The sequence below is a fragment of the Hwangdonia lutea genome (assembly GCF_032814565.1).
Classification (GTDB): Bacteria; Bacteroidota; Bacteroidia; order Flavobacteriales; family Flavobacteriaceae; genus Hwangdonia; species Hwangdonia lutea.
Genome location: NZ_CP136521.1, coordinates 1,509,217 through 1,521,606, shown reverse-complemented (window position 1 = coordinate 1,521,606; position 12,390 = coordinate 1,509,217). Strand labels below are relative to the sequence as shown.

Below are 12,390 nucleotides of genomic sequence, written 5' to 3'. Positions count from 1 at the left end.
TATGCTTGGGCATTTTATTTAATCCTTATGAAAAATGAAGAACTGGCTGAACTTTTTAAATATTGTTCGCCAAAATCCATACTCGTAATCACATGGTATGGAAAATTAAAAACTTTGCATTGCCCTATTACCGTTAAGATTGCACATGACATTGGGGAATTGACTAAAGGGGATTATGCTAAAGTAACTGAAGTAAAACTATCCAGTTCTGGCAACACCGTATTTATCATCAACAAAAGAGCTTACTATTATTACTATTTCGACATTTTAACCCATTTGTGATAATAATATAGCTAAAATTAAAATCTATAGATGTACGTTATGTTGCATTTTCTTTACTCGATTCTTTTGAGACTTTTTCGTACTAAAATAAAAATACTGAAAAGAATCAGAAATATATGCATTACCTGCACTTTGTGCATTTCTAGGAAATTTTTGCCTTTTGATGGCAGGTAGTGCTCATATTTATTGATGCTTTCAGAGATATTAACAGCTTGGTTAATAAGATTTTGAAAAAATGCTTTTTTCAAATCTTTTTTTTTGAGATATTTGTAGAGTTCAAAGTGGACAAATTCTTTAGTCACTTACAACTTCATAAACGGAAACATTAGCTTCAAAAAAATGTTTCTAAAAAGTGACTTTCATTGCAGTTTTATATTTTAATACATTAGATAGGTATGTCTTATCTGGAAAGCTTGTTTTTAAGTGTTTCTAGAGTATTCTATTAACGTCTTTAACTGCTTTGTTAATTAATATTTAACGCCGTTTCGGTAAAAATTAAAAAAAATGAAAGTAACAGAAGCTAAAGAAAAGGGTTATTTAACCTATGAAGAAATCGTAAAGTTATACGAAAAAGAGCCACCAATAACTTATTTATGGAGTGGTATTGTTGAAAATTCCATGGGCATATTTTTTGCTCCACCCAAAAGTGGAAAATCGACATTATGTGAGTGTTTGGGGATGCACCTAGCAGTAGGTAGAAAGGAGTTTATGGGTTTTAACTTAGATGGCAATCCCAGAAAAGTAATTTTTATAGGGCTTGAGGAGCATTGGAAAATGAGGGCAAGACGTAATATAAGCCAGTACCAAACGCTTAATGATGCTGAACAGCTATTGTACAACACTAATTTTACTTATCAACCAAAAGAGTATTTAAGGTTAATATCCAAGGATAGTGATTGGGCAAGGCTAAAAAAAACAATTAAAAGCTCTGAGGCGCAAGTTGTATTTATAGATAGTATTACTCGTTTAAATCATGGTAGCTTGGAAAAAAGTAGTGATGCAGAAAAAATCATGCTTAAACTCAGAAATTTAAGCCAAGACTTAAATATCACTTTGATTTGCATACATCACACTCCTAAAATTGGAAACAGATCATTAACAATGGACTGTATGAAAGGAAGTGTTGTTTTTGCACAAGAGGCTGATTTTATTATTGGTTTACGAAATACTAATAATAAAGTTAGATATCTAAAAAATATTGAATTTAGGTATAAAGAAGTAGATGATTCTGTAATACATCAGTTTCAATTCACCCAGAATTCAACAATTGACTATCAGGGAACTGGAACTGAATGGGAGCTATTGGAGGGTACAGATGGCAGACGAGCCGACAATCATCGTAATTCAATTATTAAAAAAATTAATGAACTTGAATGTAAACCTGTATCTACAGCCGATTTAGTAAAAATTCTGAAAAAGGAAATAGGCTTAGAAGAACGCCAGATTAAAGAGCATTTAAGAGATTTGGTTAATGGTGGTAAAATTAAAAAACCTAAACACGGTTTTTATATTTCTATGGATTGCTCTAATAAAGTTGAGAACGATGAAGAAAAATAAAAAACCAGCAGGAATCATCTACACAGTCAAATGTGAAATCACTGGCGAGTTCTATGTAGGTGCAACTAAAGATTCATTACATCAGCGTAAACTAGACCATCAAGAACGTGCAAATAGGGGAGAAAAACACCCCTTTGCACAAGCCATAGCAACACATGATGTTGAAGCATTTACTTGGGAGCAAACAGATACTGCCAATTCAACAGACGAACTAGCCAGAAAAGAAAAGGAAACTATTAAAAAATTAGATTCTAAAGAAAAAGGCTTTAATGCAGATTCTGGTGGAGGCATCAAAAAAACAGTGTATCAGTACAATATAAAAGATGGTAGTTTACTAAATACTTATGATTGCCTACAAAATGCAGCTAATGCAGTTAATGCATATAAAACCTGTGTTGGGAATGCTTGTATTGGGCAAAATAAAACCTGCAAAGGTTATTATTGGTCTTACAACTTTAGTGTGCCCTTTTGTCCTGAAAAGGATTTGCGTAAAAAACAAGTAGTTCAATATTCCCTTTCTGGCAAGCAAATAGCAGTTTACGAATCTGTTGCAGAAGCAAGTAAAAAAACGGGAGTTTCTAAGACCTGCATCAGCAGAGTTTGCAGAAATGAACGAGAACAAAGTGGAGGCTATAAATGGAGTTACTAAATTTTAAAAATAGAGGCGCTATAATGGCGCCTCTTCTTTTACCAAATACAAAATAATATCAATTTGAGATTCGGGGTGTTCATCCGTATTAATGTTTTGTATTCTGGTTTCAAATTTATCAAAGCCATATTTTAACAATAATGATAATTTTCTGCTCTCAAACTTAGGTACATAACCCAATTTTAAATCGTTGAAAAAAATCTCAATAGCATGTTTGTCATAGGTATTGGTAGGTTCTCTTTTAAGAGTTAATATCGTGCCTATTTCTAGGTTTTTAAAAGCAATAGCACCCTCATAATATGAAAAACCTGCAATGCTAAAACGTAAAAAGTAATCGCGTTCCATAGTTTTTGTGTTTTATTATTAATAGTATGCAATTTTAAGGACGATTCATGCAGTGTATGTGCACATAAAATTTTATGTTTACACAAACCAACAACCATGTCCACCAATAAACACGCTATTATTCGATATCAGAGCTTGGATAGGTGCTTTAAAAACACGGGTAAGCGATATTATATAGAAGATTTATTAGAAGCTTGTAATAACGCCTTATTTGAATTCGACCCTAATTCAGTAGGCATTAAAAAACGGCAATTATATGACGATATCAGGTTTATGGAATCCTCACAAGGCTTTTCCATTCCCTTAGAAAAAATTAAAGATGGTAGGCGTGCTTATTATCAATATAAAGACCCTTCCTTTTCAATAAACAATCAGCCCTTAAATCCCACAGAAGCAGAACAACTAAAATCTGCCATGTTAGTATTAGGGCGTTTTAAAGGCTTACCACAGTTTGAATGGGTTAATGAACTTTTGCCTAAGTTAGACCAAACCTTTAAACTATCTAATCAAAATCAAGAAATTATCAGTTTCGATAACAATAATTATTTAGTAGGAATAGACTATATAACACCGCTTTTTTCTGCCATTCAAAACAATCAGGCTTTAAAAATTGGGTATCAATCTTTCAACAATCCCGAAACACAATATTTTATTTTTCATCCTTATCATTTAAAACAGTATAATAATAGATGGTTTGTATTTGGAAAACATGATGATTATAATAATATGACCAATTTAGCATTAGATAGGCTAAAGCAAATCACCCAATCATCAAAACACTATGATACGAGCCAAATGGTTAATTTTGAAGACTATTTTGATGATATTATAGGGGTTACCAAACCCCATGATAAACCTTTAGTAAAAATAGAATTTCACGCAAAACCCGCTTTAGCACCATATATAAAAACGAAACCTTTTCATGGCTCACAGAAAAAAGTAAAAGACGACGAAACTGGCTATACCTTTTCTATTGTAGTAGTACCTAATTACGAGTTGGAAAAACTAATTTTGTCTTTAGGCGAAGACCTCCGGGTTATGAAACCGACGTTCATTAAAGAAACCATAAAAAAAAGAGTAGAACAACAATACAAAAACTATTAGTGCAAATACACTGCACAGGTGTTAATTACTTTTACAACAGTGACTTAAAAACACATGTGCTATGAAACTACATGAATCTATGATTACAGGCGAATTAAAAAGTAAAATTGATAAAATCTGGAACGATTTCTGGACAGGAGGCATCTCTAACCCACTTACCGTAATAGAGCAATTTACTTATCTTATTTTTTTAAAACAGTTAGATAGTAAACAGATTGATAACGAAAAGGCTGCCAACCTTTTGGGTATTCCACTAGAAAATGCCTTTTACAGCAAAAAATACGAACCATTACGTTGGAGCAGTTTTAAAGAAAAAGACCCTGAAGTGATGTTCGATTTGTTCACCAAACCACAGCGCAACTTAGACGATTTAACTGTTTTTGATTTTATGAAAAACATAGGCAAGCAAGGTGGTGTGTTTGCACAGTACATGAAAGGAGCTATTTTTATGATACAATCGCCTAAGTTGCTCGATAAAGTGGTACAACAAATAGACGCCTTAAACCTTGATAATAAAGATGCCAAAGGCGATTTGTATGAGTACATGCTCTCTAAAATAGCAGAAGCAGGAACAAATGGGCAGTTTAGAACGCCACGCCACATTATCCGTATGATGGTGGAGATAGTGCAACCACAACAAGACGATGTAATATGCGACCCAAGTTGTGGTACCGCAGGGTTTTTGGTTTCGGCAGGCGAGTATATTTACGATAAGCATAAAGATTGGTTTAACCATAAAACCTTTAGAGAACACTTTCATAACAGCATGTTTAACGGTGTAGAGTTCGACCCTACCATGCTACGTATTGGTGCCATGAACATGCAATTACACGGTATGGATAACCCAACTTTAATTGGTAAAGATGCCCTAAGTGAAAGTAATAGCGATATAGAGAATCAATACTCTTTAATTCTGGCAAACCCACCCTTTAAAGGCAGTTTGGATTATGACGAGGTAGAAAGCAGCCTACTAAAAGTTACCAAAACCAAAAAAACAGAACTCCTCTTTTTAGCCCTCATGTTGCGTATGCTAAAAACAGGAGGACGAGCAGCGGTTATTGTACCCGATGGCGTATTATTTGGTAGTTCTAATGCTCATAAAAGCATCCGTAAGGAATTGGTAGAAAACCAACAACTACAAGCTGTTATTTCTATGCCAAGTGGTGTTTTTAAACCCTATGCTGGTGTAAGTACCGCTATTTTATTCTTTACAAAAACCAATTCTGGAGGTACAGATAAGGTTTGGTTTTACGATATGAAAGCCGATGGTTTAAGTCTGGACGATAAACGTAATCTTTTAGTTTCAGAAGAAACCTTTGAGCAATGCTTTACCAATCCAGAAAATATAGTAAATGAAGTAAAAGGCAAATGCGACATCCCCCAAATACTATTAGATGCCAACAAAATAATGAATACCACGTCATTGCGAGAGCCTGCATTGAGCGGAGTCGAAATGAAGCAATCTCATGAAAAGGACTTCTCAGACCGCACCCAACAATCTTTTTTAGTGCCAAAACAAGAGATAGCAGACAACGATTGGGATTTATCCATAAACCGCTACAAAGAGATTGTTTATGAGGCCATTGAATACGAAAAACCAGAAACCCTAATCAACCAAATTAAAGATTTGGATACTAAACGTAACGAAGTTTTGTTGAATTTGGAAAAGATGATGAATTAATGGAGTTTGAATTAATAAACAGCAGTGAAATTATTGATGTTAGAGATGGAACCCACGACAGCCCTAAATATTTGGAAACAGGCTACCCATTAATAACGTCAAAAAATTTAAAACAAGGTAAAATCTGTTTCGAGGATGTTAGTTATGTTTCAGAAGAAGATTATGTTAATATCAATAAAAGGTCTAAAGTTGATGTAGGCGATATTTTATATTCAATGATTGGTTCTATTGGTAACTATGCGTTAGTTGAAGATGAACCTGAATATGCTATTAAAAATGTTGCGCTGTTTAAGTTCAAAGATGAAAAATTATTCAACAAATATTTTTACTATTTATTAAACTCGCCGTTTGTTGAAAATCAAATAAAAAGCCAACAAAAAGGAGGTACACAAAAATTTGTTACATTAAAAATTCTTAGAAATTTAAAAATCCCCCTACCACCCCTAAAAACCCAAAAACGCATCGCCGCTATTTTAGATGAAGCCGACAAATTGCGCCAACTCAACCAACAACTTATAAAAAAATACGATGCCCTAACCCAAAGCCTCTTTTTAGATATGTTTGGGGATGTTAGAGTAAATTCAAAAGATTTTAAAGAAATAAAATTTGAAAATATCATTTCATTAAAAAGAGGCTATGATTTACCTACAGCTTCCAGAATTCATGGAGAAATACCTATAGCTGCATCAACTGGAATTGTTGGGTATCATAATGAACATAAAGTCGATGTAGATTGTATTGTAACAGGACGTTCCGGTTCGATAGGAAATGTCCAATTAATAAAAGGGAAATGTTGGCCTTTGAATACTTCTTTGTATGGTTATAAAACACATTCTAATAATATTATCTACCTCAAGTTTTTTGTAGAATACTTTGATTTAAAAAGATTTTCACATGGAGCAGGTGTCCCAACTTTGGACAGGAAATTAGTGCATAAAGAATTAGCACCAATTCCCCCAATCCACCTCCAAACCCAATTCGCAGAACGCGTACAACTCATAGAAGCCCAAAAACAACAAGCCCAAGCCGCCTTACAAAAAAGCGATGCCTTGTTTAATAGTTTGTTACAAAAGGCATTTAAAGGGGCGTTGTAACGTCATGGCGAGAAGCGGCGACAGGAGGAACGACGTGGCAATCTTATAAAGTTTGGTTACTAACTTTTAAATTGCAAACAAAATAAAAAAAAGATACTTTTATACCAATGAAAGAAAATAGTGGTTTAGATAAAAAGTCGTTATCCTTAATATCTGGTAAAACAGCAAACTGGAAGGAATTAGCAAAAGATTGTGTCTGTTTTGCTAATGGCTACGGTGGCAAAATACTTATTGGTATTGAGGATGATAAAGATGCACCTAAACCATCGCAAAAAATATCTAAACAACTTATAGAACAAATTAATAAACGTATTCCTGCATTGGCTTTAAATGTTGGTATCGCACCTCAAATTATCACTGCCGAAAATGGTGGTCAATATATAGAGCTTACTGTTTTTAGAAGCGCACAATCTATAGCAAGCACCACCGATGGGCGCTATTATATTAGGGTGTCAGACGAATGCAAACCTGTAATGCCAGACCAAATAGAACGCTTGTTTTCAGAAAAAAATGCTTTTGTTTGGGAAGAAAAAACAGTAAAAAAAGTGCAGTTGGCAGATTGTGATATTGAAAAATTCAATACCTTTTTAAAAGATATAAAAAATTCTGAGCGTGTTAGTGGCTTTGTAAAAGACATGACTACCGAAGAAATTACAGATTATTATTTTTTAACCCATAATGGATTTTTAACAAACCTTGGGGTATTGTGGATTGGTAAACGTAGAGATAGAGCAACACTACATTATGCACCATCTGTTCAATTTATTAAGTATAATGAAGATGGTAATAAAGTGTATAAAAAGGTGTGGGATGATTACTCATACAACCCAAAAGAACTCATTTCAGATATTATAACACAAATACCAGATTGGAATGAATTTTTAGAAGTATCTGATGGTATTTTTAGAAAAAATATTTACAACTATCCGCCAGAGGTTATTCGAGAACTTATTGCTAATGCTTTTGCGCATAGGAACTACACCATGCGTGGCGATATTTTTATTAATCTATATCCAGATAGGTTAGAAATTCATAGCCCTGGTTTGTTACCGCTTGGAGTAACTCCAGATAATATTTTAACAAAATCGGTACAGCGTAACCAACTGCTAGCTAAATTATTTTATGATTTAAAACTCATGGAAAAAGAAGGTAGTGGTTATGATAAGGTTTATGAAGTGTTATTAGGTAATGGTAAAGAAGTTCCTGAAGTTTTTGAAGGAGACGACAGAGTTATTGTTACAGTTAAAAAGCAAATAATTAGCAATAAGGTTTTAAAATTAATGGATAAAGCATCCAAAGAATTACAATTAAGGCAACGCGAGTTAATTGCTCTAGGATTAATTGCACAAAAAGAAGGTGTTTCTGCTCCCGATTTATCTAAAGAATTAAATGTAAATAAACCCAATGGACTACAGCATTGGTTAGGGCGATTGCTTAAACTTGAAATTGTATTATCCAAAGGAAAGACCAAAGGAACACTCTATTATGTGAACCCTGAGTTTTTAAGAACAACAGATTTTATTGAAAAAACAAATTTAAAACGTATTGAACCTCATAGGCTTCAAGAATTAATTTATGAAGACTTGAAAAATTATCCTGAAAGTGCTATTAGTGAAATAAATAAACGTATTGGTAGTGAGATTAATCAACGCACACTTAAAGCTAAGTTAGATGAAATGATTATTAAAGGTTTGTTGGTAAAGCTAGGAGAAAAGAAAGGGACTAAATATATTATATCAACATAAAACCATGAAATAAACTTAAAAATGTTGATAAATGTTGATAAAAATGTTGATATACCTTAAGCTTTATTACGTAAACATCTGTTTTATGGAGGGTTGTATCAACATAAAAACCATGAAATAAAAGTAAAATAGTATAACATATAAAGAAAAACACATTTGCTTTACATGAAAACAACACGTGTAAAGAAAATGGAAAAATCTTTACATGAGTACCCCAATAAAAAGAAAAGCCTTACTTTTAAAGCTGTGACTATTTTTATCTAAATGAGCAACTTCAATTTCCTAAAACAAGATTTTCCGCAGCTTTACACAGAAGCTATAAATGCTGAAAAATATACCTTTACAGAACCTAAATATGCAGCTTTGTTATGCAGAACGGTTTTAGAATTAGGCTTAAATTGGTTGTACGATAACGATGTAGAGTTTACAAAACCTTACGATTCTAAATTAGCTGCATTACTCTTTCATTACGATTTTAAAAGCAGTATTAAACCATCTTTATTTCACGAGTTAGATTTAGTGAGGCGTTTTGGTAATGATGGTGCACATGGCAACCCGGTAACTTCAAGAAAGTCATTATTATCGCTAAAAGCTATTTTTAGTTTTTCAGTCTATTTAGTTAAATACTATGGCGAAACCCATTCAGATATTCCTGTTTTTGATGAAGCCATATTGCCAAGTCCACAGGATAATATAGTTAAAGACAAAACAAAAGCGCAATTAAAGGCATTAGCAGAAGAAAAGGAAGCACAACTTAAAGCTTTTAAAAAGCAACAAGAAGAAAAAGAAGCCTTAGTAAAAGAAAACGAACTTTTAAAACGCCAATTAGAACAACAATTACAAGAACTTGCAACACGTAAAGCAGCACGTAAAAAGGAGGTTGTCCAAGAACGTGATATTCCACAATTAACACCAGAACTTGAAACACGAAAGCTTTATATAGATGTATTATTAAAAGAAGCAGGGTGGACTAATTTAAAAACTGGTGTAGATATCGAGTTTCCTGTTACAGGCATGCCAAGAAGCACCAACCCAACAGGTAAAGGCTATGTAGATTATGTGCTTTGGGGCGATAACGGCTTACCTATTGCTGTAGTAGAAGCTAAACAAACCTTGCACGATGCTAAAAAAGGAAAACATCAAGCGGTATTATATGCCAATTGTTTAGAGCAAATGACAGGGCAACGTCCTATTATTTTCTATTCCAATGGTTTTGATACCTATTTATGGGAAGATACCTTTTACCCAGAACGACAAGTCTATGGTTTTTACACTAAAGAGGAGCTTAATTTCTTAATAGAGCAACGTAAAACCAGAAAGGATATTAGGCAGTTTAAAGTGAATACTGACATTGCTGGTCGTCCATACCAATTAGAAGCCATACAACGTGTTAGTGAGAGTTTGGTAACTACACACCAAAATCAACTAAAAGGAAAACATCGTGAAGCGTTATTGGTTATGGCAACAGGGAGCGGTAAAACCAGAACTTCTGCTGCTATAGTCGATATGTTTACCAAATATAATTGGGCAAAACGCATCTTGTTTTTAGCCGATAGAAATGCCTTGGTAACACAAGCCAAAAATGCGTTTAAAGAGCATTTGCCACATTTAAGCGCCATCGATTTAACTAAGGAGAAAGAAGATAGTAAAACAAGGTTGGTATTTTCTACCTACCCAACTATCATGAATAAAATTGATAAGCTGGATGATGATGAACGGTTTTATGGTGTTGGGCATTTTGATGTTATTATTGTAGATGAGGCACACAGGTCTGTTTACCAGAAATATGGTGCTATATTCAATTATTTCGATGCTATTCTAATTGGTTTAACTGCAACACCAAAAAGTGATATAGACCATAATACTTATAATTTATTTGGAATAGAAGATGATAATCCAACCTTTGCCTACGAGTTAACTCAAGCTGTTAATGATGGTTATTTAAATCCGCCAAAAGCTAAAAAAGTGCCCATTCAGTTTTTAGAAGAAGGGATTAAATACAAAGACTTATCTGAGGAAGATAAAATCAAATTTGAAGAAAAATTCGGAAGTTTTGAAGTAGAACCAGATGATGATTCGGTTCAAATTGATAAAAGCCAACTCAATAGCTTTTTATTCAATACAAAAACCGTTGATATTGTTCTAGATTTTTTGATGAATGAAGGTGTAAAAGTGGATGGTGGTGATACATTGGGTAAAACCATCATATTTGCCAAAAACCATAAACACGCTGTTTTTATTGAAGAACGCTTTAATAAGAATTACCCAGAATATGCAGGGTCTTTTTTAAGAGTTATAGATAATTACGAATCTAAAGCACAAGATTTATTAGAAAAATTTTGTGATGATAAGCAGGAACAAGAACCTCAAATTGCGGTATCTGTAGATATGATGGACACAGGTGTAGATGCACCAAGAGTTGTTAATTTGGTGTTTTTTAAACCAGTAAAATCATACGCTAAGTATTGGCAAATGATTGGTAGAGGCACACGATTACGCCCTCATTTATTTGCTCCAGAACAACATAAAGAACACTTTTTAATATTTGATTTTTGTGGCAATTTTGAATTTTTTGATGAGTTTCCAGATGGTGTAAAAACAGGTTCGTCTAAAACTTTGTCTCAAAAGGTGTTTGAAACAAAGCTAAATATCATTACAACCATCAGAGATTTAGCAGAAGCAACACCAGAAGATGATGCTATGGCCGCAGCATACACTAATCAATTACATACTGCTATTAACGATTTAGATGAAAAACGTTTTGAAGTTAGAAAATCGTTGCGCTATGTAAAAGATTTTAAAGATAGAGCACGTTGGAATAGCTTATCCGTTGGAGACGTGTTTGATATTTGTGATCATCTATCGCATTTACCAGTTTACAAATCAGATGATGATGTGTTAGCAAAACGTTTTGATTTGTTAGCATTACGCTTACAATTAGCGCTTCTTAATAAAGCAAAATCTGTAGAAACTTATATTCAGCAGATTTACGATGTTGGTGTTAATCTATATAAAAAAAGAAATATTCCTGTAGTAGCCGATAAGCTCACTACGATAAACCAAGTAAAAACTCAAGAGTTTTGGAAATCTGTTGATTTAGAGCAGGTTGAGTATGTTCGTACAGAGCTTCGAGAACTTATAAAGTTTATTAATAAAGAAGATATAAAGTCCGTTTACACCGATTTTGAAGATGTGCTGCATTATGATAAAGTAGAGGAACGGGATATTTTACCAAGTTATACAAAATTACAAAGTTATAAAGACCGTGTTGAATCGTTTATAAGGAAAAATAAATCACATTTAGTGGTTAGTAAGTTGCATAAAAATATACCCATAACTGAAAAAGAATTAGCCCTTTTAGAAACGTTGTTATTTGAAGATTCCATTGGCACAAAAGATGAATACAAAAGGCAATATGGCGATATGCCTTTAGGGAATTTTATAAGAAGCATAGTTGGTTTAGATATCGAAGTGGTTAATCAGCTCTTTGCAGATTTTATAAACAACGAAAATTTATCAGCTGCGCAAATAACGTTTATAAAAACGCTAATAGATTATCTTAATGTAAATGGGACTTTAGATAAATCACTACTGGTAAAACCACCATTTAACGAAGCACACGATGCTGGTATTATTGGGCTTTTTCAGGATGAAAGCGATGTCAGGCAGATAATTTCTATTATTGATATTGTTAATGATAATGCTGGGTGATTTATGTAAAAAGGCATATAAAAAGGAAGCTATTAAAGTTGTCAAGTTGTCAAATAGTTGATTAAGAATATTATACCTCACTTGGTTCGAGCCCAAGAAGAGGAGCAAACAAAACCCAATACGAAAGTGTTGGGTTTTTTTGTGTTCAAAATTCAGATACAAAGTGTTTTTGACCTTATATTTTATATGATACAACAAAACTGGTTTAAATTTCGAGTATAT

General features: G+C 33.4%; 9 protein-coding genes. 8 read left to right on the top strand and 1 reads right to left on the bottom strand.

Annotated elements, in window-relative coordinates:
• The first annotated feature begins 27 nt into the window (after positions 1-27).
• From RNZ46_RS06545 to RNZ46_RS06535, 3 genes are all read left to right on the top strand, one after another.
• A complete protein-coding gene (locus RNZ46_RS06545) occupies positions 28-282 on the top strand; it encodes a hypothetical protein (RefSeq protein WP_316984581.1) in 255 nt (84 codons plus the stop codon).
• A 504-nt stretch (positions 283-786) separates the two neighbouring features.
• The gene (locus RNZ46_RS06540; RefSeq protein WP_316984580.1) at positions 787-1,839 is read left to right on the top strand and encodes an AAA family ATPase; all 1,053 of its coding nucleotides are present in this window, start codon (positions 787-789) and stop codon (positions 1,837-1,839) included.
• Complete coding sequence (locus RNZ46_RS06535; protein WP_316984579.1) at positions 1,826-2,488, top strand: NUMOD1 domain-containing DNA-binding protein; 663 nt, start codon at positions 1,826-1,828, stop codon at positions 2,486-2,488. The genes RNZ46_RS06540 and RNZ46_RS06535 overlap by 14 nt, the downstream gene beginning before the upstream one ends.
• Before the next feature lie 18 nt (positions 2,489-2,506).
• Here RNZ46_RS06535 and RNZ46_RS06530 read toward each other — a convergent pair whose 3' ends face one another.
• Entirely contained in the window at positions 2,507-2,833 is a 327-nt protein-coding gene (locus tag RNZ46_RS06530) for an HIRAN domain-containing protein (RefSeq protein ID WP_316984578.1), read from the bottom strand.
• A 96-nt stretch (positions 2,834-2,929) separates the two neighbouring features.
• Here RNZ46_RS06530 and RNZ46_RS06525 point away from each other — a divergent pair, with 96 nt between their 5' ends.
• From RNZ46_RS06525 to RNZ46_RS06505, 5 genes are all read left to right on the top strand, one after another.
• Positions 2,930-3,937 (top strand): helix-turn-helix transcriptional regulator, encoded by a 1,008-nt coding sequence (locus RNZ46_RS06525; RefSeq protein WP_316984577.1) that lies wholly within the window; start codon positions 2,930-2,932, stop codon positions 3,935-3,937.
• A gap of 61 nt (positions 3,938-3,998) precedes the next feature.
• Positions 3,999-5,618, top strand: a complete 1,620-nt coding sequence (locus RNZ46_RS06520; RefSeq protein WP_316984576.1) for a type I restriction-modification system subunit M — start codon at positions 3,999-4,001, stop codon at positions 5,616-5,618.
• A 71-nt stretch (positions 5,619-5,689) separates the two neighbouring features.
• Positions 5,690-6,712: a restriction endonuclease subunit S gene (locus tag RNZ46_RS06515; protein ID WP_316984575.1), complete on the top strand. Its 1,023-nt coding sequence runs from the start codon at positions 5,690-5,692 to the stop codon at positions 6,710-6,712.
• A 107-nt stretch (positions 6,713-6,819) separates the two neighbouring features.
• Positions 6,820-8,457, top strand: a complete 1,638-nt coding sequence (locus tag RNZ46_RS06510) for an ATP-binding protein (protein WP_316984574.1) — start codon at positions 6,820-6,822, stop codon at positions 8,455-8,457.
• Between the two features lie 264 nt (positions 8,458-8,721).
• Positions 8,722-12,168, top strand: a complete 3,447-nt coding sequence (locus RNZ46_RS06505) for a DEAD/DEAH box helicase family protein (RefSeq protein ID WP_316984573.1) — start codon at positions 8,722-8,724, stop codon at positions 12,166-12,168.
• Positions 12,169-12,390 lie beyond the last annotated feature (222 nt).

Bases quoted from the DNA above. Each gene is read 5' to 3' on its own strand.
- RNZ46_RS06530 (WP_316984578.1), bottom strand. From the start codon at position 2,833: ATGGAACGCGATTACTTTTTACGTTTTAGCATTGCAGGTTTTTCATAT.
- RNZ46_RS06510 (WP_316984574.1), top strand. From the start codon at position 6,820: ATGAAAGAAAATAGTGGTTTAGATAAAAAGTCGTTATCCTTAATATCT.
- RNZ46_RS06525 (WP_316984577.1), top strand. From the start codon at position 2,930: ATGTCCACCAATAAACACGCTATTATTCGATATCAGAGCTTGGATAGG.
- RNZ46_RS06540 (WP_316984580.1), top strand. From the start codon at position 787: ATGAAAGTAACAGAAGCTAAAGAAAAGGGTTATTTAACCTATGAAGAA.
- RNZ46_RS06535 (WP_316984579.1), top strand. From the start codon at position 1,826: ATGAAGAAAAATAAAAAACCAGCAGGAATCATCTACACAGTCAAATGT.
- RNZ46_RS06545 (WP_316984581.1), top strand. From the start codon at position 28: ATGAAAAATGAAGAACTGGCTGAACTTTTTAAATATTGTTCGCCAAAA.
- RNZ46_RS06505 (WP_316984573.1), top strand. From the start codon at position 8,722: ATGAGCAACTTCAATTTCCTAAAACAAGATTTTCCGCAGCTTTACACA.
- RNZ46_RS06520 (WP_316984576.1), top strand. From the start codon at position 3,999: ATGAAACTACATGAATCTATGATTACAGGCGAATTAAAAAGTAAAATT.